At 64.5% G+C, this 21,648-nt stretch carries 17 protein-coding genes; 4 read left to right on the top strand and 13 right to left on the bottom strand.

Features of this window, described 5'->3' with window-relative positions:
- Positions 1-230 precede the first annotated feature (230 nt).
- The 8 genes from AC1DEK_RS06010 to AC1DEK_RS05975 form a co-directional block, all read right to left on the bottom strand.
- A complete protein-coding gene (locus AC1DEK_RS06010) occupies positions 231-1,409 on the bottom strand; it encodes a serine hydrolase domain-containing protein (RefSeq protein WP_478124303.1) in 1,179 nt (392 codons plus the stop codon).
- A gap of 4 nt (positions 1,410-1,413) precedes the next feature.
- Positions 1,414-3,000, bottom strand: coding sequence for a serine hydrolase (locus tag AC1DEK_RS06005; protein ID WP_478124302.1), 1,587 nt, complete (start codon positions 2,998-3,000; stop codon positions 1,414-1,416).
- Positions 3,001-3,040: 40 nt separating this feature from the next.
- On the bottom strand, positions 3,041-4,921 hold the full coding sequence (locus tag AC1DEK_RS06000; protein WP_478124301.1) for a serine hydrolase domain-containing protein: 1,881 nt from the start codon (positions 4,919-4,921) through the stop codon (positions 3,041-3,043).
- A 106-nt stretch (positions 4,922-5,027) separates the two neighbouring features.
- Complete coding sequence (locus tag AC1DEK_RS05995; protein WP_478124300.1) at positions 5,028-5,693, bottom strand: LuxR C-terminal-related transcriptional regulator; 666 nt, start codon at positions 5,691-5,693, stop codon at positions 5,028-5,030.
- Positions 5,666-7,351: a sensor histidine kinase gene (locus tag AC1DEK_RS05990; protein WP_478124299.1), complete on the bottom strand. Its 1,686-nt coding sequence runs from the start codon at positions 7,349-7,351 to the stop codon at positions 5,666-5,668. Before AC1DEK_RS05990 ends, AC1DEK_RS05995 begins: the two co-directional genes overlap by 28 nt.
- Before the next feature lie 64 nt (positions 7,352-7,415).
- On the bottom strand, positions 7,416-9,509 hold the full coding sequence (locus AC1DEK_RS05985) for a hypothetical protein (RefSeq protein ID WP_478124298.1): 2,094 nt from the start codon (positions 9,507-9,509) through the stop codon (positions 7,416-7,418).
- 17 nt (positions 9,510-9,526) lie between these two features.
- Entirely contained in the window at positions 9,527-11,221 is a 1,695-nt protein-coding gene (gene dacB / locus AC1DEK_RS05980; protein ID WP_478124297.1) for a D-alanyl-D-alanine carboxypeptidase/D-alanyl-D-alanine endopeptidase, read from the bottom strand.
- A 237-nt stretch (positions 11,222-11,458) separates the two neighbouring features.
- The gene (locus AC1DEK_RS05975) at positions 11,459-11,878 is read right to left on the bottom strand and encodes a MarR family winged helix-turn-helix transcriptional regulator (RefSeq protein ID WP_478124296.1); all 420 of its coding nucleotides are present in this window, start codon (positions 11,876-11,878) and stop codon (positions 11,459-11,461) included.
- A gap of 229 nt (positions 11,879-12,107) precedes the next feature.
- On the opposite strand from AC1DEK_RS05975, the gene AC1DEK_RS05970 reads away from it, so the two are divergent.
- The 4 genes from AC1DEK_RS05970 (at position 12,108) to AC1DEK_RS05955 (ending at position 16,501) form a co-directional block, all read left to right on the top strand.
- A complete protein-coding gene (locus AC1DEK_RS05970; RefSeq protein WP_478124295.1) occupies positions 12,108-12,599 on the top strand; it encodes a tripartite tricarboxylate transporter TctB family protein in 492 nt (163 codons plus the stop codon).
- A gap of 15 nt (positions 12,600-12,614) precedes the next feature.
- The gene (locus AC1DEK_RS05965; protein ID WP_478124294.1) at positions 12,615-14,135 is read left to right on the top strand and encodes a tripartite tricarboxylate transporter permease; all 1,521 of its coding nucleotides are present in this window, start codon (positions 12,615-12,617) and stop codon (positions 14,133-14,135) included.
- A gap of 168 nt (positions 14,136-14,303) precedes the next feature.
- Positions 14,304-15,485, top strand: coding sequence for an ABC transporter substrate-binding protein (locus tag AC1DEK_RS05960; protein WP_478124293.1), 1,182 nt, complete (start codon positions 14,304-14,306; stop codon positions 15,483-15,485).
- A 74-nt stretch (positions 15,486-15,559) separates the two neighbouring features.
- On the top strand, positions 15,560-16,501 hold the full coding sequence (locus AC1DEK_RS05955) for a LysR family transcriptional regulator (protein ID WP_478124292.1): 942 nt from the start codon (positions 15,560-15,562) through the stop codon (positions 16,499-16,501).
- Positions 16,502-16,505: 4 nt separating this feature from the next.
- Here the strand turns inward: AC1DEK_RS05955 and AC1DEK_RS05950 are convergent, their stop codons facing one another.
- The 5 genes from AC1DEK_RS05950 to AC1DEK_RS05930 are packed head-to-tail and all read right to left on the bottom strand — an operon-like array spanning position 16,506 to position 21,329.
- A complete protein-coding gene (locus AC1DEK_RS05950; RefSeq protein WP_478124291.1) occupies positions 16,506-17,513 on the bottom strand; it encodes an isopenicillin N synthase family dioxygenase in 1,008 nt (335 codons plus the stop codon).
- Positions 17,514-17,547: 34 nt separating this feature from the next.
- The gene (locus AC1DEK_RS05945) at positions 17,548-18,369 is read right to left on the bottom strand and encodes an ABC transporter permease (RefSeq protein ID WP_478124290.1); all 822 of its coding nucleotides are present in this window, start codon (positions 18,367-18,369) and stop codon (positions 17,548-17,550) included.
- Positions 18,369-19,169, bottom strand: a complete 801-nt coding sequence (locus AC1DEK_RS05940) for an ABC transporter ATP-binding protein (RefSeq protein ID WP_478124289.1) — start codon at positions 19,167-19,169, stop codon at positions 18,369-18,371. Before AC1DEK_RS05940 ends, AC1DEK_RS05945 begins: the two co-directional genes overlap by 1 nt.
- Positions 19,166-20,200, bottom strand: coding sequence for an adenosine deaminase (locus AC1DEK_RS05935; RefSeq protein WP_478124288.1), 1,035 nt, complete (start codon positions 20,198-20,200; stop codon positions 19,166-19,168). Before AC1DEK_RS05935 ends, AC1DEK_RS05940 begins: the two co-directional genes overlap by 4 nt.
- A gap of 10 nt (positions 20,201-20,210) precedes the next feature.
- Positions 20,211-21,329 (bottom strand): ABC transporter substrate-binding protein, encoded by a 1,119-nt coding sequence (locus AC1DEK_RS05930; protein ID WP_478124287.1) that lies wholly within the window; start codon positions 21,327-21,329, stop codon positions 20,211-20,213.
- Between the last annotated feature and the right edge of the window lie 319 nt (positions 21,330-21,648).

Here is a 21,648-nt window from a genome sequence, read left to right as displayed (position 1 = left end):
CGTCACAGCAAAGATTCAGGAGGCCAAAGTGTTCAAAATTGCGATCAGCTTCGTGCTGTTGTGTGTCCTCGGCGGCTGCTCCCTTCCGCCCAATCCGTACTCGGCGTGCTCATCGGGGCCCGGCAGCTATGCCTGTCAGGTCGAGCGGTATGCAGACGCTGGAAGCTAGTGCAGTGCGCCACTCTCTGTCTTGCATTTGAGCCGGAAGTGTCTGCTGAGTCACCGTTGCGTCATGATGCGGGTGCGCTGGATGGCGTCAGGCGCCGCGCGATCCGCTCAAACATCGTGGACGACGCATTGCCGTCAGGGGAAGCATCAGGCCCCAGGGTGGTGCTGACCGCGATCGTGATCTTCTGCGCCGGCAGGTAGGCCATCGTGCCCGCATAGCCGTAGAAAGCCGGGTTCTGCATGAGCCATCCGTTGGATACAAAGATACCCAGGCCGTAGTAGCGCGAGCGCGTCCACGGCGCGAACGCGGCGGTGCGTGGTTCCAGAAACTGCGCGTGGCTCTCGGGCGAGATCAAGCGGCCCGTGGCGATTGCCTCCGCCGAGCGCATGACGTCGGGGATGGTGCTGGTCATGATTGCGCCTTCGGCGGTAGACCACGAGGGGTTCCAACCGGTGCTGTCCTCATAGCTTCCCCGAACATTCAAGAAGGCGTGCAGCACGGGCTCGGGGATGAAGGGCGTCGAGTCGCTGCGTGTCTCGCGCAGGTTCAGCGGTTCCAGAATGCCGGTGCGGATCAAATCGGCGACCGGCTTGCCGCTGGCCATCGCCATGACACGCCCGAGGATGACGAAGTTCGCGTGCGAATACAAAAAGCACGTGCCGGGCTCGCACTTCATCCCCTGCGCCAGGCTGATCTGGATCAGTTCGTCCTGGGTCCATTGCCGATCAACGTCGCCTTTCAGCGGAATGACGTCCGGGTCCACGTATTCCGCATAGCCCGACGTGCTGCTTGCCAGCATGGCAAGCGTGATCTCGCCGGCTCGCGGGTAGTCGGGCAGCCATTTCGACAGCTTGTCGTCGATGCTGAGCACGCCTTGGTCTTGCAATTGGAGCAAGGCGGTGGTCAGGTAGGAGATGCCGATTGCGCCATTGCGCCAATGCATGTCCACGGTGGCCGCCTGGCCGTGCGCGGATTCGCCCCAGGCCTGGCTGAGGACCGGTGTGTCGCCCACGCTCACACCCACGATGGCCGAGCGCAGGTCGAGTTCGGCCATCGTCTCGCGCACGACCTCGCGCACCAGATCGGCGGTCTGTGTCGCGTCGACGCAGTTGGATTCGAGCTCGACCTGCCCGGCTCGACAGACCGCCATCAGATTGCCACCGCCACCGCCGCCGCACGCGGCCAGACTCAGCAGGAATGGCAGCGACCACGTAAAGCCCCGAAATTTGGGTTTTTTCATGTGGCTATCGCTTCCTTGTGAACACGCCGCCCGTCTGATCTTCCACAAAGGCCTCGATCTGCACACCATTCACCACGCCTGAAGCTTCATTGAAATCGACTCTCATCACGCTGCCTTCGCCTTCGCTCCAGTCGAAGATGAAAGTATTTCCGCTCCAGTGGCGCAAGGGGTAGACCGTCACGCCGCCGGGGCCCATCTTCAAGGTCAAATTGCCGGCGCTGGCTTCGACCACCGCGTCGCCGAAGTAGCTGTTGGCATAGGTGCCGGCATAAGCCGTGGCGGCGAGGGCTGGAACCGGCGGGGCCGGCGGCGTTTGGCCAGCCAGCGAACCCAAGGGATCGTTGATCGGCTCGAATGCGGCTCGCGTGATGGAATACCAATCACGCGTGACCTTGCCGTACTCGACCAGATCATCGAAAGACGAGTTCAACGCCTCCGGAACCCCCACGGGCATCGCGTTCGTCAGCGTGACAATCGCCAAGCCAGCCGATTGCATGATCGAGAAGGACGTGCTTGCGCCTGCCGTGAACGCCCCTGAATGCCCCAGCTTGACGCGGCCAGACGGCGCGACAGTGACGACGAAGCCATAGCCATAGCCGCTCGAACGCGCGGAGACACCATCGGCCGGGCCCCGGTCGATCTGCACGTTCAAGGCGGGCAACAAGGCATCGGCCTTGACCACCTGCCGACCCTCGTAGACGCCGTTTTGCAGAACCATGGCCAGCCAGCGCGCCATGTCCTTGACGCTGGAACTCACGCCGCCCGCGGGAGATTGGGCGTCTGGCTGACGCAGATACAGCGGCTGATAGTTGCCACCCCGCTTGACGTGCAGCGAAGCGCGGTTGCTCCGCTGCATGAAGTCGGCGTTGCGGGAACTGGTGGACGCCATTCCCAGCGGCCGATAGAGGTTCTGCTCGCTGATCGTTTCCCAATCCATGCCGGCGGCCGTGGCCGCGGCCTGCGCCCCGGCCGTGATGCTGAAGTTCGCGTAGCCATATTGCGTCCGGAAGCCCTGGTTCGAAACGTAACGCAGGCGCTCGAGGATTTGCCCCCGGTCGTAGCCCAGCACTTCGAGCATGTCGCCCGCGCCGGCCGGCAGGCCCGAACGGAGGGCGTAGAAGTCGCCTATCGCCACTTGCTGCGTGACCGCGTCGCTGGCCAGCTTGAAGTCAGGCATCACACTGGCAACCCGCGTGTCCCAGTTGACGGTTCCGCCGCTCACCAGCGTGGCCATCGCGGTTGCGCCAACCGACTTCGACACCGAAGCCAGTTGAAAGACCGTGTCCGTGTCGACCGTTTCAGGCGAACCCAAGCGGCGCACCCCGAAACCCTTGGCGTAAACGGTTTTGCCGTCCTTCACCACGGCCACGGCCATGCCCGGAATGCCCGAGCGGCGCATCAGATCGGCTGCCAATGGGTCGATCTGGGCGATGGCCGCGTCGATCTGAGCCGGCGGGATGGCCGGAAGCTCCGTCGCCGAGACATTGGCGCCACCCGCGCCACCGCCACCACCGCCGCAGCCCGCGAGCGCGAAAGCACTCACGAATGCGATGCCGTGCAGCGCGCGCAAAACCGGGGATTCGTGTCTCATGCACTTTCCTTATTCACGCGCAAATGCTGCTCGTTGTTCGTCATGCCGCCGCTCGCTGCCAGACCGTCGTTCCGGTGTGCATCTCCTCCTGGCCGTCCACCGTCACCATGAAAAGTTCGTACAGGTCGCGGCCTTCGTTGCCCGGGATCTTGACGGTCATGCCGGCTTCGTTGTCGCTCACCACGCGCAGCAACTGCTCATTGTTCAGCATGACGTAGCCCGGCCTCTCCGCCAACTCGCCCATGCGATAGATCACTGGCGAGTGCAGGCGGCTCTGGGTCGAATCGGGGGACTCGTTGGCAAGACGCCATTGGCTCCCCACGCGCGCGCGCCACGCGGGCGGCAGCGGCGTGTCCAGCGGCAGAAGTCGTTCGCCCAGGGGGCCCTCGCCCCAGTACAGCGCGTTGGCCGAGAGCGTGCGGGTGATCAGGTAGAGATGCCCTTCCACGGTCTGGAAGCGGTAGCAGGTGGAAGTTTGTCCATCCGCCCACCAGCGGCCATCGGTGCGGGCGCGCAGATTGGCCTGCACGAGAGTCCAGCCAGCTTCGCTCCAGCGGCGCAGGGTCAGCGAGCCGTCGGCCGCCGCGAGGACTTGGAAGGGGGCGGTGTAGTTTGCATAGACGCCTGTCAAGACATCGAGATCTGGAGCAGGCGACGCCGCGGGAGGTACTGCCCCGGCAATCGCCGGCGGCAGCGTTTTGATGGCGCCGCGCTCTTGGGCTGCGCGCAGCAGCAGGCCCTCGGCCAACTGGCGCATGCCGTAGTCGAAGCCGTTGCCGCTGATCAACATGGCCAGCCGGGCTTCGGGTAGCACGAAGAAGTCGGCATTAAAGAAGGCGGTGCCACCGTTTTTGTTCCAGGCCAGCAGCCCCGCAGCATCCAGGCCCGGCTGCCGCACGGAGTCCCACCCCAGGCCCCAGCGCCATGACGAAGCCGAGGGGTTGATGCGCGTGCGGGCGCCCTGTTCGACGCCCATCTCGCGCACCGCGTCGGCCGAGACGATGCGTCGGCCTTGGTAGACGCCCTGGTCCAGGAACATTTGCGCCAGCTTCAACATGTCGGTGGGGGTGGTGAGAACGCCGCCGGTCGCATAGGGCGCGGGCATTTCCTGGGGAAGGCTGCGGCCTTCGGCGTACGGGTGTACATAAGTGCCTTCGGCGGCAGGCGTCACCGGATAGCCCGACAGGGTCATGCCCAGGGGGGCGAAGATTTCGCGCTGGACGAATTCGTAGAAGGGCAGCCCGGTCAGCGCGCGCACCAGCGGTTCGACCATGGTGAAGCCGTCGTTGCAGTACACCGCGAGTTCCCCCGGTTCGTGCTTCAGGTGCGAGTTCGCCAGCTCCTGCAGGGTGTCCTGCGCATAGTCCAGATAAGGCACGAACATGAACGCGTTGTGCATGTTGGTACCCGGGAAGCCGGAACTGTGGGACACCAGGTGGCGCACGGTCACCCGCTCGTAGCCCGGGGAGAGCATGGTGAACCCGGGCAGCAGTTCGACCAGCGGCTGGTCGAGCGCCAACTGGCCGCGGTCGCGCAGGATCATCACGACCAGCGTGGCGATTACCTTGGCGACCGAGCCGATGTAGACGCGCGTGTCGGGGGTCGCCAATTGCCCGGTATCGCGGTTGGCGTAGCCAAAGGCCTCGCGCCAGACTACGCGGTCTTCATCAAACAGCGCCACGGACACGGCGGTGGTGGCGGATTGAGGTCGGCCGAGCGCGGCCTGGATGGCCTCGCGGCACCACCGCACCGATTCACGGTCGGCCAGAGCGATTGGCGTGCCGGAACCACTGCTGCCGCCGCCGCAGGCCTGCAGCAGCGGGGCGGCAAGCCCGGCCACGGCCGAACCCAGGTAGGCGCGACGCGAAATGCCGGGAGTGGAGAACGCGGAAGGCTCGATGAGGGTGCGGGAAGCGGTCAATGGCGAATCAGTCATGGATTGGCAGACGTTGGATTGGCTCGGTGGCGAGTTGAACACCGCCCTCCGGCGCACACATCGGACCTGGCTCCCAAGCGCATCCTTGAAGCTAGCGGCTGGAGAGATAGGCCAGCACGGCTTGGACTCGCCGGTGGGCGTCGTCGTCGATCTCCAGCCCGAGCGTCATATAGATGCTCGTGAGGTGATTGACCACGGTCTTCTCGGAGATGAACAGGCGCGCGGCAATGGCGGCGTTCGAGCGGCCTTCGGCGACCAGGGCGAGCACGCCGCGCTGGCGGGGCGTGAGTTGGGCCGCGGGTGTGCCGGCCTGGTCGGCGCGTGCGAGCAGTTGTTCGACGACAGAGGGGTCGAGCACGATTTCGCCGGCGATGATCCGGCGCAGGTCCGACAGGAAGTCGTCGATGTGCGTGATGCGTTGCTTGAGCAGATACCCGATCCCACCCCCATCGGCGTCGAGCAGCGCACGCGCGGAATGCGCCAGCACGTATTGAGACAGCACGCAGACCGGAATGGCGGGCCAGGTGCGGCGGATCTCCAGCGCGGCGGCGAGTCCCTCGTTGGTGAAGCCTGGCGGCATTCGGATGTCGGTGATGACGAGCGCGGGCGACTCGTCGCGCACGGCAGCGATCAGTTCGTCGGCGGTGCCGACCATGCGGACGATCTCGAAGTCGCCGTCCGCGAGCACCACTTCGAGGCCGCGGCGGATCAGCGCCTCGTCTTCGGCAATCACGACCCGCAGGGGATTTGCGCCCATACCTTCGTCCCTCCTTCTGGTGGCATGTCCACGCCGCTCGCACCGCCGAGCGCCGCGACCCGGTCGGCGATGCCGGCCAGGCCGGTGCCGAGTCGCGGATCGATGCGGGCGTTGCCGTTGTCGGTGACGGCGACGCGCAGGTGTGCGCCATCGGCATGGAGCGACACGGTGCAGCGCGTCGCGCCAGCGTGCTTGATGACGTTGGTCAGCGCCTCGGCCACCACCAGATAGGCTGCGGTTTCGGCGCTGTCGCCGACCCGTCCCGGCACTGCCGCATCGAGGCGGGTCGGGATCGGCATCGACTGGACCAGTTCTTCCACCGCCCCGGCGACGCCCAGTTCGACCAGCGCCGGCGGCACCAGATCATGGACGATGGCGCGCAGCTCGGCCGCGGCCTGGTCGATGGTGTCGCGCAGCGCAGTCGCGCGTTGCGCCACTTGGTGCGCCGGTGTGGTGGCGATGCGTTGCGCCTCGATGCCGATGAGCACCAGTCGGGCCTGCAGCCCGTCGTGCAAATCGCGGCCGATGCGCCGTCGTTCGGCATCGGCGGCGCTGAACAGCCGTTCGCGCGACTCAACGACCGCTTGCCGTGAGGCGCGCAGTTCGACGGTGAGCCGTTCGCGCTCGAGCGCCAGCGCGACGAAGTTGGCGGCACGCTCGACCTCGTGCGGGTCGCGCAGCAGATCGCCGTCGTACTCGATCACCGCCACTGGCGCGCCGCCCAGGTCGATCTGGTGGCGGGCGCGTCCGATCCCGCCCTCCGCCTCGGCGGCAATCAGGCCCTCCGCGTTCACCCAGTGACGCAACTCCGTCGACCAGTAGCGCATCGCGAGGGTCGGGTCGCCCAGCGCGGCGACCAGTGCATCGCGGATCGGAATGCGCGACGCTTCTGAATCGCCCAGCCACGCGCCCAGCGTCTCCAGGTCGGCGGTGCGGAGAAAGCCGCCGCGCAGGAACGCGATCAGCACCACCAGCGGCAGTGCCGCGACCGCGATGATCTGAAGCGAATCGCGTATTTCCCCCTCGGCGCCGTACTCGGACGACCCGATGCGAAACACCCACGCCATCAAGGGCACGAACACCATCACGAAGATTCCGTAGCCATAGACCACGCCCAGCGGCCGGCGATGCTCGGGCCTGGCCCGGAGCAATCGCGCGATCAGGACGATCGCGACGGCCACGCTGAGCGCTGTGGTGGCGAACGATTGCGCCATGCTGAACATGCCGGCAAGACTCCAAACGGCGGTCGGCGCCGGCGGATCGAAGAAGTAGCGCAGCACTTGCAACCCGGTTCCCGCGAAGTACCCGCCGGCCACGAGCGCGCGTTCCCCCGGCGAGGAGAGCCGCCCGGTCGGGAACGCCACCAACAGATGGACGAGCGCCCCATAGAGCGTCGGGACCACCGCGTTCACCATCAGGAACGCCGGCACCGTGGTGTTGTTGAGGCCGACGATCCAGACCCCCACGCCGGTCCACACCAGCAGCATCCCGACGCCGTTGCGGGGGCGGCGCCACCAGGCGATCAAGCCCGCCGCGAGGTAGATCCAGAACACCACCGGCAAGGCCCAGACCGTCGCGACCGCCAGCGGCGGCAGGCCCTCGAAGGTGAACAGCGGAAACAGCATCAGGCCGAGCACGACGCCCAGCCCGCCCAGCATCCACAACGCCAGCCCAAAAGGGGACGACAACGCACCCCGTGGCGAGGCGGGGCGGTTCATCGAGTCACGGCAAATAGTCAACCGCGACCGTGGCCTGCAGGCTGTTCTTGGTCACTTGATCTTCCCTCGTCTGGTGTGGATAGGCGGCTTGGCACCAGGCGCTCGATTTGGGATGCGGCATGCCGTTGCTGTTGACGACGCTGCAATCCGCCGGATCGATGATCAGCGCCTTGTTCGGGTCGCACTGCGCTGCCGCGCATTCGGGGAACGGCGCTTTGATGACCAGGGTGTAGCGGTTGTCCTTCGCGTCGGTGAAGCGCACCTTGATGGGATAAGAAGGCACCGTGCCCACCCTGAACCCCGCGATCTGGCTATGGCTGGGCATGGTGACGTCCTGCTTGTCCTGCTCGCAATTCGGATCGCCGGCCTCCCTGCCGAAGGCGCATACGCCGTATTTCTTGAGCAAGGGCTGGGTCACAAGGGGAGCCTGGCTTTGAGGCACGCCGAGCGCCAGGGAAAAACCGCCCGAATAGGTGAACTGCCCCTTGGTTTCCAGGCCGCGATCTCCGCCCACGGCAAAGATCAGGCCGTCACCCAGTTCGCTCATGAACCCGACGGCGTCATCCACGGAGAACCCATAGGCGCTCATCCCGAGATCGTCATGGATCAATTTGACGTAAGGGTTGAACGTCAACCGGGTGTCGTTTTTGACGTACTGCTGCAAGTGGTTGTATTGCAGGTCATGGATGTACATGGGCTGGATGGTCGCATGCGTCCAGCCTGGAATCACCGTGTCGACCAATTTGTTCGCCCCTGAGCCGCAGCCTTCGTTGAAAGGCACCCAGCCATAGATGTGCAGGAGGGCCTCCCAGTAGGTGAAGGTCGCCAGCCTTTGCGGCATCGCCTGAGGGCATCGATTGCCGGCATGCAGCGCCAGGTACTGATCGTGGCTCTTCTTGAAGAAAGCCTTGACCGCTTCCATCTTGACTTTCAGTTCATCCGGGCAGGGGATCTGTTCGGTGATGTAGCCGCTCGCTTGTTCTTCCGCTGTCCATGCGACGCAGGAACCCCACAGATTCTGGATGTTCTGGACCGCTGCGCCGAAATTGCCGGCCTTCTTCTCGTTGTTGTCGCATCCGCCCTCGATGCACTTCATCACGGTCAACACCGGCGGAAGATCAGGCGGGTTGACGGGTTTCACGGGCACGTCGTGGTCGTTCAAGGTGCCGGTGCGCTGGGCAAGGATGTTGTAGCCGCCCGGCAATTTCCGTTCGTACAGGTTGTAGACGGGCCAGCCCTCGCCGACGGCGCCGGCCTGCAAAAACGCATTCAGGGCGCTTCTGAACGACGGCAAGGACCTTGTCGATCCGCTGTATCCGATATAGGGATTGTTCTTCGGCCCGATCGCCACGGGCAGATAGACATGGTCCACGTACGAGATGTTGTATCCCACGTTGTCCGGCCTAAGCCACCGCGTTGTCTGTCCAGCCGGAGGATCGAGGGAATCTCCCAAGGTGAATTCCGACAGTTGCGCATAGATGTCTTCCGGAAGCCCCTCCGTGCCGGCATAGATACTGAGCGCGCACTGAGCGCCTTCCCCGATGCACGTCACGCTGGCCGGTGTTGTCAATCGCTGGTCCGAGTCCAGGCGCAGCCTCTCATTTCTGTCGGCCAGCACGACGCGCCCGCCATTCCACCAGGTGATGTATTTCGCGTTCGGCAGGGTCCCCGCCGGAAGTTCGCTGAACAGGGGGAGCGTGATCGTCACCGACGAATTCGGCGGTATGCCCTGGCCCTCGTTGACATACAGCCTGTAGATGTAGTTGGAGGGATTCGGATCCTGCGTGCGCAGACATCCTTGAACCCACTGGTCTTCCTCGTTCTTGCCGATGGCCAGAATCGGATAGATCGCGCCATCGGAATCGTTGTTGATGGTGATGGTCTTGGGCGCGACCGCCATGGGCTTGTTGTCATGGTCCAGGCACGTCACCGCGCCCGGGGCGCTCGCGGGAGGGCCCGGGGGAAGCGCCGGGTTGGGGGCGGTCGAAGGGATGGCGCCGACATCCGAACCGGAGCCGCCGCCGCAGCCCGCCAGCGCGAAAGCGCCCGCCAGGGCGACGGCGCGCAGCGCGCGTGAAATCAGTGCGTTGCGTGTCATGAATTTCTCCTCCGTTCTCAATAGGCTTGCTGGAACGCCACGACGATGTTCGCCAACTCCGCGCGAGCGGCGGCGTAATCCTCGAACGACCAGAAGGCGGCGTTGTTGACGAACACGCTGTAGACGAGCCGGCGTCCGCTCCTGGCGTCGATGAAGCCGGCCTGAGTCATGGCGATGGCGATAAGCTGCCCGGCTGCGGTTCCCGCGATGAGGTCGCCGTCCTTGATTCGGACATGCCCGGCCGCCGGTGTGCCGAGGCCGTTCTGCGCCTGCGAGCCGTCGACGCCCAGGACCGCCATGCCGTTGCGGATTGCGATGCCCGTGGGGGTCTGTGCGATCGCGCCGAGGAAGCCCGCGATATCCGACGCGGTCGTCCGATTGTTGCCGTTCGAGCCTGCGCCGTCGAAGGGATAGGTGCTGGCAATGCCGTGACTGCCGAGGACTTTCAGTTCCTCGGCCAGGCCATCGCTGCAATCCCGGCTTCCGGCCTTGACCGCCGCCAGGCAGAGCATCAGATCGGCGCCGCGGTTGTAGCTGACCTTCAGGATGACCCTGACGTATTCCGACAGCGGCGGGGACACGCGTTCCGCCACCCGGGCAGCGTCGAGATAGGCGCTCGCATCGGGCAGTGCGCCGGCAGCGGCCAGGGGCTGGGCCGCGACCGTGACCCCGGCCCGCGCCAACGCCTCGATGAAGGCCGTCCGCGCGAAGGCCGACGGATCGGCGATCTGGGACATCGTCAGCACCGGGGTGCTGTCCGCCGCAATGGACCCGCTGACCCGGACCACGCCCGGGCTGGGCGTCGTCACGCTCAGCGCCCCGGCCGGACCGGCGACCGTGGTGACATCGTTCTCGATCGTGATGGCCGCGCTCTTCGGACGCCAGTCGATGGCCGGCTTCTCGCCGTTCCGGCCGGGCGTCACCGTGATGTCGATGACGTTCTCGTTGACCCAGATCGGCGCGATGGTTCCGGATGGAAAGTTGCGGTAAGTCTCGAACAGGCGATCGTCGATCAGAACATCGCCGGTGATGGCGCCAATGCCTGCCGCCTTGACCTGCGCGGCCAGCGCGTCAAGCGCCGCAAGCGGATTGCTGTTCTTGACGAAGGCACCGCCCGGAAAGCCGGTGTAGGTGGAATTGTGGTCAACCTCGGGCAGGTTGTTGAAGGCCAGCGTGCCATCCGCCTGTTCGCGCAGCCCGAAGCTGAAGTCGCCGGAGGCGACGAGAACCAGGTCTCCGGCGAGCACGCCGTTCGAGACCTCTCCGACGCGGTAGACCGGCGTGTGGAACCGGTAGTCCGCGCCATATCTTTCAAGCGCCGTCGCGACGCTGAAGACCTTCATCGTCGAGGCAGGCACCAGCGAGGTTCCTCCGGCCTGGTTGAGCAGCACCCCGCCCGTGGCGAGATCGATCACGTGAATGCCCCATGTGGCGGAGGCGAATGCCGGTTTGGCCTGGACTGCCGTGATGGCGTCGCGAACGGAGGGAGGCACACGGCCGGACCCTCCTCCGGCGGGAGCACCTTCTTCGATGGGAACGGTAATCGACACAGGGGCGGAACCACCGCCACCGCAGCCCGTGAGCGCGAAGGCGCTGGCGAAGACTGCGGTACACAGCGCGCGTAAGAGCAGGGGTTGGGGTGTCATGGGGCCCTCGACAGGTGCTGCGGCATGGGTGATGTTCGTGGTCGATCCGTCGAGTGAAACATTCATCCCCGGTCCTGCGCATCGGACCTGGCTCCCAATCGCTGACGGTGCTGTGGGAGGCTGCCGATCGGGTCTGCGGCAAACGCCTAGGCGTTGATCCCGATGTTGGTCGATGCGATGGAACGCCATGGCCATCTCGTGCCGCCGAACAGCCGGAAGGTCATCCGGCTGGCCGCAGGTGGAGACACGAACTTGCAGGCATGAAGCCGCTTGGTGGCGGCGCCTAAACCAGAACGCGTCGCTCTAAGGCAACCGCGAACCGCCCGCGAACGCCACGACCTCAGCCAGATCGGCCACATGGGTCTCGAACTGTTTGGCGAGTGCCTCAAGCTTTCTTCGTCCTGCCGGAAGCAAGTGCACCTCCACCTGTCTTCGGTCGGTGGTGCTCGGCTGGCGCTTGACCAGTTTGGCTTCCTCACAGCGCGAGACGAGTGCCACGACGCCATGCGGCTGCGCTTGCAATCGCTCTGCGATCTCACTGATCGATGCCCATTCGCGACCTGGGAAACCTTGAGTGTGCAACAGCACCTGGTACTGGAGCACGGTGATGCGCTCGGCGCGGGCGGCGTCTTCGCTGAAGCGAAGAAAGCTGCGCAGCCTGTACCTGAACTCGGACAGCGCTTCGAGGCGCTGCTTGTCGACGGATCCTCGAACGGCGGGCATGGACGGCGTTGAAAGGGGAGGGGAGCTGAATGTAACAGCGGGCCGGCAGCAAGGGTAATTGCTCACAGCGTGAGGTATTAAACCTCATAACATGACCTACCTGAATGCGACCTGACCAAGGTCGCAGTCCCCGCGCCGAGGTGGGAGCCATTCCCACAAGCCACGGCTTTCGACGGCCGGCGCCTGTCCGTTTCCGTTTCAACCTCCTTGATCCAAAAGTAATCTGCCTATGCAAATCAAGAGCAAGAAGAATTTCGCCTCCGGGCTCCTGTTCGCTTCCGTCGGGGCGGCGTTCGCGCTGGGCGCCACCGGCTACAACGTCGGCAGTGCGGCCCGCATGGGGCCGGGCTACTTCCCGCTGATGATCGGCGTCTTGCTGACTCTGCTGGGGCTGGTCGTGGTCGCGGGCTCCCTCACGTCCAGGCGCGTGGGCGACGGAGACCCGATCGGCAGGATTGCCTGGAAGCCGCTGGGCTTCGTGATCGGCGCCAACGTGCTCTTCGGCATCCTGCTCGCGGGCATTGGGAGCATCGGGCTTCCCGCCATGGGGTTGGTCATCGCCATTTATGCGCTCGTCATCGTCGCGTGCATGGCGGGGGCCGACTTCAGGATGAAGCTGGCCGTCATGCTCGCGACCGTGCTGGCAATCGGCAGCTATCTCACTTTCATTGTCGGCCTGAAGCTGCAGTTTCAGGTATGGCCGACCTTCATCAGCGGTTGAGCAAGAGCCGACACCATGAATGATCTGATCAACAACCTTTCGATCGGTTTTGCGACCGCCGTCAGCCTGCAGAACCTCATGTACGCCTTCATCGGCTGCCTCCTGGGCACGCTGATCGGGGTGCTGCCCGGGATCGGCCCGACGGCCACGATCGCCATGCTCCTGCCGGCCACCTATGCGCTGCCGCCGGTGGCCGCACTGATCATGCTCGCGGGCATCTACTATGGGTCGCAGTACGGTGGCTCGACGACGGCCATTCTCGTGAACCTCCCGGGCGAGTCATCGTCCGTCGTGACGGTCATCGATGGGCATCAGATGGCCAAGCAGGGGAGAGGAGGGGCGGCGCTGGCGGCGGCAGGACTCGGGTCCTTCTTCGCGGGCTGCGTCGGCACCTTGATCCTGGCGGCCTTTGCGCCACCGTTGACGGAGATCGCGTTCAAGTTCGGCCCGGCCGAGTACTTCTCGCTGATGATCCTGGGGCTGATTGGTGCGGTCGTCCTGGCATCGGGGTCGTTGATCAAGGCGATCTGCATGATCCTGCTGGGACTGCTCCTGGGCCTGGTGGGAACGGACGTCAACTCCGGCGTGGCGCGCTTCACCTTCGACATTCCGGAACTCACCGACGGGCTCGGCTTCATCGCGATCGCCATGGGCGTGTTCGGCTATGGCGAGATCATCGCGAACCTTGCTCGTCCCGAAGATGAGCGAGAGGTGTTCACCTCGAAGGTGACGGGGCTGTTCCCGACCAGGGAAGACTTCAAGCACATGGTGCCTGCGGTGCTGCGCGGCACCGCGCTGGGCTCCTCCCTGGGCATCCTGCCGGGAGGGGGCGCGCTGCTGTCGGCCTTCGCCGCCTACACGATCGAAAAGAAGATCAAGCTCAAGGCCGGCGAGGTTCCCTTCGGAAAGGGCAACATCCGCGGCGTGGCGGGCCCCGAGGCAGCCAACAACGCGGGCGCGCAAACCTCGTTCATTCCGATGCTGACCCTGGGCATTCCACCGAATCCGGTGATGGCGCTGATGGTCGGCGCCATGACGATCCACAACATCCAACCCGGACCGCAGGTGATGACCAGCAACCCGGAACTGTTCTGGGGCCTGATCGCGTCGATGTGGATCGGCAACCTGATGCTCGTTGTCCTGAACCTGCCGCTCATCGGCCTTTGGGTCAAGCTGCTCACGATCCCCTATCGCTGGCTGTTTCCCGCGATCGTTCTGTTCTGCGCCATCGGCGTGTACTCGACGAACAACAACGTGTTCGACATCTGGCTGGTGGCGATCTTCGGGATCGTTGGCTATACGTTCATCAAGCTCGGGTGCGAGCCGGCTCCTTTGCTGCTGGGTCTGATCCTTGGGCCGATGATGGAGGAGAACCTGCGGCGTGCCCTCCTGCTCTCGCGCGGCGACTGGAGCGTGTTTGTCACGCGGCCGATCTCGATGGGATTGCTGATCGCGGCGATGCTGCTGCTGGTGATCGTGTTGTTGCCCTCCATCCGTTCCAAGCGCGAGGAGGCGTTCGTCGAGGAGGTGGGCTAGCCTCTTGACCTTCAAGCGCCGGCGGACGCTTGCTTGATCCCCTGGCGTGGATGTTCCTGTTCCGAACAAACCGAGCGTGACAATCGGTGCTGCCCGGTCTGCGAACGCGGCGTCGCCGTGCATGCAATACTGAACCGAATGGCGCAAAGGTTAAAGGAACAGAACATCATGATCTTCAGGAAAATCGCGGCTCGTGTCGCCGCGATCGCGCTCTTGGCCGCAGCGGCCCTTACCTCCGGGCAGGCCGCTGCGGCAGATCCGATCAAGGTCGGCCTGGTCGTGCCCGTGACAGGGCCATTCGCGTACATGGGCCGCCAGATCGAGGCCGGGGCATCGCTGTATCTGGCGGAGCACGGTGACACCGTCGCGGGCCGCAAAGTGGAGATCGTGCTCAAGGACGACGCTGGCGTGCCTGCGACCACCAAAAGACTGGCGCAAGAACTTGTATTGAATGACAAGGTCGCGGTTCTGGCTGGTTTCGGGCTGACCCCGCAGGCCTTTGCCGCAGCCCCGGTCGCGACACTGAGCAAGACGCCCATGGTCGTGATGCAGGCAGCGACGTCCTCGGTGACAGAGAAGTCTCCCTTCATCGTGCGTACCAGCATGACTCTGCCGCAGGTGACTGTCGGCGTGGCGGATTGGGCGGCCAACAACAAGATCAAGAAGGTCGTATCGCTGGTCTCGGACTTCGCACCCGGCGTCGATGCCGAAACCACCTTCAGGGAGCAGTTCGTCGGGAAAGGCGGTCAGGTGATCGAGGCGTTGCGGATGCCGATGATCACCACTGATTTCTCGCCGTACCTGCAGCGCGCCAGGGATGCCAATCCGGATGCGATTTTCCTGTTCCTGCCGGCGGGCGATTCGGCGGCCATCTTCATGAAGCAGTTCGCGGAACGCGGACTGGACAAGGCGGGGATCAAACTCATCGGGACCGGTGACATCGTGGATGACGATGTACTCGGACAAATGGGCGACGTCGCGCTCGGGACCATCACGTCGCACCACTATTCCGCCGCGCATCCTTCCGCGTTGAACAAGAAGTTCGTCGAGTCGATCGAAAAAGCCAACAAGGGCATGCGGCCCAGCTTCATGGCCGTCGGTGGCTACGATGGCATGCGCGTCATCATGGAGGGCCTGAAGACGACGAATGGCGCAGGCGGCGAAGCACTGGTCAATGCAATGAAGGGGCAGCAATTCGAAAGCCCCCGGGGCCCAGTGCTGATCGATCCGCAGACCCGCGACATCGTCCAGAACGTGTACATCCGCAAGGTCGAACGCGTCGGGGGCAAGCTGTACAACGTGGAGTTCGACACCCAGACGGCCGTCAAGGATCCGGGGAAAGCGAAGTGAGCGACGCATATCCGTGTCAGGCATCATCGCGGCTTCCCTGATCTTGTTGGGCAATCGCGCTGCGGAGCCGCCTCTTGAATCCCGTCTCGACCACTTCGCTTCGCTACTTCGCGGAAGTCGTCCGCACCGGGTCGATCAGAGCGGCGTCGGAGACGCTGTTCGTCGCCTCGTCGGCAATCAGTCGGCAGCTTGCGCTGCTTGAGGACGCGCTTGGCGCTCCGGTGCTGGAGCGGCGCCAGGGGCGAGGAAAGGTCAAGCTCACCGCCGCGGGCGAAGCCCTCATGCGCTACTACAAGAACGTGGGCAACGAGACACGCCGACTTCACTCCGAGATCGAATCTCTTCAGGGCCTGAAGCGGGGCGGCATCAATTTCGGGATGCCCGAGTCGCTGGTGCGGGACCTCATGCCCAAGTTCCTGTCCCGCTTTTCCAATCGCTATCCGGGCTTGTCTTTCAATGTGCATGTGGCCGGCAGCCCGCGACTGGCGCAGATGGTTCTCGAAGACGAGTTGGATGCCTGCTTCACGTTCGGAGACGTCGCACTGCAGGACCTTTCGGTGCTCTACTCGCGTCTGCTGCCGCTGTTCGTGCTGGTGCCGAAGGGCCATCCACTGGAGCATCGCGAGACCTTGCGTCTAAGCGACTGTGCCGAGCACAGCATGTCCACCCTGGATGCGTCGCTGTGGGCCAAGCAGCAGTACGACGAGATGCTTGCCAAGGCCAAGGTGCGGCCTCGGGTGGCGCTGGAGACGAACTCGTACGAACTCATGCGCAACGTCGCGGCGGAAGGCATGTGTCTGACCTTCACCACCCGACCACTGGACGATCCCTTCGGCAACCCGCGCGCGGGCTCTTACATCCCGCTCAAGGATCCGCGTGCCAGGCCGCAGCGCTTTGCGCTCAGCGTGCACAAGGGGAGAAACCTCCCGCTCGCGGTCGACACCTTCCTCGGTGACCTGACGGCGGTGCTCGAGGACATCGAGCGCCGCGCCAAGGCCGGCCGCGCGCCCGTCTGAGACGCTACCCGGCCGCCAGTTCGGCCGGGGTCTTGTACTTCTGCACGGCGGCGAAGCGGCTCACCAGATACTCGCCCGACTTGATCGGTGCATGCCGGGGGGCACCGGAGGCCGGCGCGAACTCGGGCAGGCAGGCTACGGGCGTGTCGTAGTCCAGGTTGAAGAAGGTGGGGATTGAATAGCGCTCCTTGCCAGTGCGGTTCGCCACCCGGTGTGGATTGGACACATACACGTCGTTGGTCCAAACCTTCACCAGGTCTCCGAGGTTGATGACGAGCGTTCCCTCGATATAGGGCGCTGCCACCCATTCGCCGCTTCGGGTGCGGAGTTCGAGCCCGCCGATCGGGTCCTGCGCCAGCAGCGTCAGCATGCCGTAGTCGGTGTGCGCGGCCGCACCCAGTTCCAGATTGGTAAACGACTGCTGGGGCGGGTAGTGGAAGAGGCGAGCCTGCACCATCGGCTTCTTCGCATATTGCAAGAAGAAGCCTTCTTCCTTGCCCACGGCCGCGGCAAACACCTTCAGCAGATTGCGGCCCAGCTCGATGCTCGCGTTGAAGTAGCTCATGGCTGCCTGTTCGAGCCAGGGCTTGTCTGCCGGCCAGTGGTTGGGGCCGTGAAGCGGGCGCCCCGAGGCCACGTCGGAGTCGGTCAGCGGCAGGTCCAGGCCCAGTTCGTAGCTTTCCTTGAGGTCGGGTTTGTGGCCCGGATGCTGCGTCACTCCCATGGGCATGAAGCCACGGCGGAAGCGCTCGTCGATCTTGTCGCGCAGGCGTTCTTCCATCGGCAGCGACATGTAGCGCCGGGTGGCCTCGAAGACGCCGTCGATGGCTTCCTGCGGTATGCCGTGGTTCTTCACGTAGAAGAAGCCGGTGTTGGTGCAGGCAGCCTTGAACTGCTCGACGAGCGGCTCGATCGGGCCGCCCGCGAGCCAGGCTCCGAGGTCGAGGACTGGCATTTCTTCGGCGGACGCACGGCGCGGTGCGTCCACCGCGTGTTCGGAGGACGAGTGCATTGGATGGGCTCCTTGGTTGGCTAAGAGGGATTGATCAGGTGCCGCGCGACAGGTCGGTGAAGGCGTCGGCCCAGAAGATGACGCGCCGTGCGATGGTCTTCACGATCGCATGCAGCACGATTCCGATGAGGGACAGGACAATGAGGATGGCGAACATGCCTGCGGCATCCATCGAGAAGTTGCGCTGCAGGATCAGGTAGCCCAGCCCCGCCTGGGCGCCCACGAATTCGCCGACGATCGCGCCGATGACGGCCAGCACGATCCCGATGTCCAGCCCCGCGAAGACGTAGGGCAGGGCATGCGGCAGGCGCACCATGCGGAACACATGCCAGCCGGAGGCGGTGAAGGCGCGCATCAGGTCGATCTGATCGCGCGGCGCGGAGCGGAGTCCGACGATGGTGTTGGCCAGCACCGGGAAGAACACGATGGTGGCCGTGATCACCACCTTGGATGTGGTCCCGAAGCCGAACCACAGCACGAAGAGCGGCGCGACCGCCACTTTGGGCACCGTCTGGAAGGCGAGCACGTAGGGATAGAGCACAGCTTCGAGCACGGCGCTCTGCCCAATGAGGGCGCCCAGCACGAAGCCGGAAAGCGCCCCCACCGCAAAGCCCGCAAGGATCTCGTAGAGAGTCACGCCCAGGTGCGGCCAGATCTCGCCAGAGGCGAGCGCATCGTAGACCGCACGCGCAACGCCAGCCGGCCCGGGGAAGATCAGGTGCGAGACATTCAGTGCGGTCACCGCGACATGCCAGCCAGCGATCACTGCGACGAAGAACATCGCAATGAGTGCGCGGCGCCGCCCGGGCGTGAGTTTGTTGGCCGGGCTTTCCGGGTTGGGGGTGGTTGTGCTCATCAGTCCAGGCCTCCGCTGGCGTTCAGGTTGGCGCGGATGGAGGACACGTACTTGCCGAAGCCCTCGGTGTTGATCAAGTCCAAGCTGCGCGGCAATGGGAGCTCGACGTCGATCACCTGGGTGACGCGTCCTGGCCTCGGGGACATGACGATCACCCGATCGCCGAGGAAAACCGCCTCGGGAATGCTGTGAGTCACGAGCATGATGGTCGCGCCGGTGCGTTCGCGCAGCTTGAGCAGCTCCACGTTCATGGTCTCGCGTGTCATGGCATCCAGTGCCCCGAAGGGCTCGTCCATGAGCAGAAGCATCGGATCGTTGACCAGCGCACGGGCGATGCCCACGCGCTGCTGCATGCCGCCGGACAGCTCGTTCGGGTACTTGGTCTCAAAGCCGGACAGGCCCACCAGGTTCAGGTAATGCATGGCCCGCTCACGCGCGGCCTTGGCATCGCGGCCCTGGATCTGCGCGGGTACCAGCACGTTCTGAAGGACGTTGCGCCAGGGCAGCAACACGGGCGCCTGGAAGACGACGCCCACGTCCCTGCTCGGGCCGACATGCTCGCGTCCGCCGAGTTCGACGTTGCCGCTGCTGGCGCGCTCCAGGCCCGCAAGGATGCGAAGCAGCGTACTCTTGCCGCAGCCGCTGGGACCGACGACGGTCACGAACTCGCCGTGCCGGACACGGAAGTCGATGTCCTGGAGCGCGACGACGTTGCCGCCATCCTTGGAGCGGAAGGTCTTGTGCAGGCGGTCGAATCTGAATGCAGGCGCCTTCGGTTCAGACGCCAAAAGCGAACTCATCGGTGGTCTTTCTTGAATAGGGCGGCCCGCGCCATCCAGTCGTCAATGCGAGCGTTTGCGTCTCGACGCTGTGCGTCCGGGATGAACGCCGCCTCGAAGCTGTTGCGCGCGAGCTGGGCCAGCTCGTTGTGCCCAAGGCCGAGTTCGCGCTGGCAGGCCAGGTAGTTGTCATTGACGTAGCCGCCGAAGTAGGAGGGGTCGTCGGAATTCACGGTGACGCACAGGCCCGCTTGAAGCAGGCGCTTGAGCGGATGCGCAGCCAACGAGTCGATCACCTGCAGCTTGAGGTTGGACAGCGGACACATCGTGAGCGGCGTGCGCCGCTGCGCGAGCATCTCGACGAGCGCGGTGTCGTCGATGCACGCGTTGCCATGGTCAACGCGGTCCACCTGCAGCAGTTCGACCGACTCGCGCACATACGCTGCGGGACCTTCCTCGCCTGCATGGGCCACGACCTTGAAGCCCAGAGCGCGGCAACGGCGGAAGAACTCGGCGAACTTGGCCGGCGGGTTGCCCACTTCGGCGCCCCCTAGGCCAAAGCCCGGAAGGCGGCCGTACCAAGGCTCCAGTTCTTCCAGCATGGCGAGCGCCTCCGTCTCGCTGCGATGGCGCTGCGCCACCGGGATGAGGCCGCTGGTGATGCCGTCCTCGGCCTGTGCCGCGTCCATCGCCGCGAAGACGCCTTGCATCACGGTGGCAATGGGTACGCCGCGCATGGTGTGGCCCTGGGGGCCGAGGAACATCTCCGCGTGCAAGACGCCGTCCGCGTGGGCGCGCCGGAGGTAATCGCGCGTCACATCGAAATAGTCCTGCGCCTGCACAAGCACCCGGCAGCCGTCGTAGTAGAGGTCCAGAAAGTCCTGCAGGTCAGTGAAGCGGTAGGCGGCGCGCAGTTGCGCCTCGGACTGCCAGCGGATGGCCACGCCGTTCCGGCTTGCCAGCCGCAGGAACAGATCGGGCTCAATCGAGCCTTCGATGTGCATGTGCAGCTCGGCCTTGGGCAGGCCGGCGACGAATTCTTCAGGCGTCATCTGAACGGATTCAGGCGCCATTGCAGGACTTGGCGGCATCGATCACGGCGGCGTGGTCGAAGCGGTTGATCGCCTCCACGAAACCGGGCTTGAGGTAGAGCATGGATTCGGGCGGCAGGGTGCGCTTGATGAGACCGTCCTTGAGCATCAGGTCCTGCATACGGCCATAGGCGGCTGGGTTCATCGCGCCGATCAGTTTGCCGCCGTTCATGGTGTAGGCGGCGGACATGGATTCGAGCTGCGATTCCAGCAGCGCCAGATCCCACTTGGCAAGTGTTGCTTCATCGGCGCCGGTGGGCTTGGTGCTCGGGAAGTTCTTCCAGTGGATCTTGCGCGTGCATTCGGGGTTGGTCTGCGCGAAGAGCGTCGCCTTGGCCGCGCCGCGCGAGATGGCCTCCACCATCGCGGGGTCCGAATCGATGGTCTTCTGCATCGCGGCGAAGGTGAAGTCCGGCAGGGCGCGCCAAGCCGGGTCGAAGATCACGCGCATCTTCGTTCCTGCATTTTGAAATCCAGTGAGTGCAGAACCCCAGAACATCAGAGCTTGCACGCGATCGGACTTGAGAGCCTCGAGTGCGGGGGCGCCGGCACCGGTGGCGATGATCTGTACGTCCGAATCCGGGTTGATGCCGTTGGCGCGCAGGTAGCCTTTGAGGAGAGGCATGCCGCCCGTGCCCAAGCTGAAGATGCCGATCTTCTTGCCCTTCAGGTCGGCCACAGACTTGATTGCACTGCCCTCGAGGATGCCAATGCCCCAGTCGATGACGCCAGTGCCCATGAGACCCCGCACCGCCACGTTGTTCTCGGTGTTGGCTTGGACAAGGCCCGTGGAGTTCACCTGTGCGAAGTCCACCCCACCGGCCACCATCTGCTGAATGCCCTGGAGCGAGCCGCCGGTGGTAACGATCTTGACGTCATAGCCCTCTTCCTTCCAATAACCCAAGGCAATCGGAAGCGTGAGCCAGGGATAGGTCACATTGACCACCTGAGTACCCAGGGCAATGGTGACTGGCTTCAGCGGCTTTGTGCCCAACTGCTGGGCTTGAGCGCTCAGGGCCAGGAGGCCGAGCGCGGCGCCAATGGCCTGCACGGCCGAGCGCTTGAATCTTGAGAGGAATGTGAGCTTCATCGAGGTCTTTGAAGGGGTGACGTGCGATGAAGGTTATCGGTTGGAATGCTTATCGTGGGATCAATATTTAGACAGTAATGTGCGAATAGTTAGATCATTGATTTGGGTGTTTTGTGCTCAAGATTGGGGCAATCCGCACCCCGGGCGAGCGCTATACAGGCAGGGAGGCCGCGCGGCACAAATGCGGCACTCGCTTGGTGCGTTCGACGGGAGTCACACTGACGACTCTGCGCGCCAACAGCTTGCGTCGGCGGTCGCGGTGCCTGTGAAGTAGCCTCCCGCGGGACCGTCCCAAAAACGCCCTCACAATGCACGAGGG

The organism is Variovorax sp. 10N420, assembly GCF_056394705.1.
Note: the sequence above shows the minus strand (reverse complement) of the source record. Positions and strands in the feature narration are given on the sequence as shown.

Bases quoted from the DNA above. Each gene is read 5' to 3' on its own strand.
- AC1DEK_RS06010 (WP_478124303.1), bottom strand. From the start codon at position 1,409: ATGAAAAAACCCAAATTTCGGGGCTTTACGTGGTCGCTGCCATTCCTG.
- AC1DEK_RS05940 (WP_478124289.1), bottom strand. From the start codon at position 19,169: ATGAGTTCGCTTTTGGCGTCTGAACCGAAGGCGCCTGCATTCAGATTC.
- AC1DEK_RS05965 (WP_478124294.1), top strand. From the start codon at position 12,615: ATGAATGATCTGATCAACAACCTTTCGATCGGTTTTGCGACCGCCGTC.
- dacB (WP_478124297.1), bottom strand. From the start codon at position 11,221: ATGAATGTTTCACTCGACGGATCGACCACGAACATCACCCATGCCGCA.
- AC1DEK_RS06005 (WP_478124302.1), bottom strand. From the start codon at position 3,000: ATGAGACACGAATCCCCGGTTTTGCGCGCGCTGCACGGCATCGCATTC.
- AC1DEK_RS05930 (WP_478124287.1), bottom strand. From the start codon at position 21,329: ATGAAGCTCACATTCCTCTCAAGATTCAAGCGCTCGGCCGTGCAGGCC.
- AC1DEK_RS05995 (WP_478124300.1), bottom strand. From the start codon at position 5,693: ATGGGCGCAAATCCCCTGCGGGTCGTGATTGCCGAAGACGAGGCGCTG.
- AC1DEK_RS05960 (WP_478124293.1), top strand. From the start codon at position 14,304: ATGATCTTCAGGAAAATCGCGGCTCGTGTCGCCGCGATCGCGCTCTTG.
- AC1DEK_RS05985 (WP_478124298.1), bottom strand. From the start codon at position 9,509: ATGACACGCAACGCACTGATTTCACGCGCGCTGCGCGCCGTCGCCCTG.
- AC1DEK_RS05935 (WP_478124288.1), bottom strand. From the start codon at position 20,200: ATGACGCCTGAAGAATTCGTCGCCGGCCTGCCCAAGGCCGAGCTGCAC.
- AC1DEK_RS05945 (WP_478124290.1), bottom strand. From the start codon at position 18,369: ATGAGCACAACCACCCCCAACCCGGAAAGCCCGGCCAACAAACTCACG.
- AC1DEK_RS05990 (WP_478124299.1), bottom strand. From the start codon at position 7,351: ATGCTGGGCGGGCTGGGCGTCGTGCTCGGCCTGATGCTGTTTCCGCTG.
- AC1DEK_RS05975 (WP_478124296.1), bottom strand. From the start codon at position 11,878: ATGCCCGCCGTTCGAGGATCCGTCGACAAGCAGCGCCTCGAAGCGCTG.
- AC1DEK_RS05970 (WP_478124295.1), top strand. From the start codon at position 12,108: ATGCAAATCAAGAGCAAGAAGAATTTCGCCTCCGGGCTCCTGTTCGCT.
- AC1DEK_RS05950 (WP_478124291.1), bottom strand. From the start codon at position 17,513: ATGCACTCGTCCTCCGAACACGCGGTGGACGCACCGCGCCGTGCGTCC.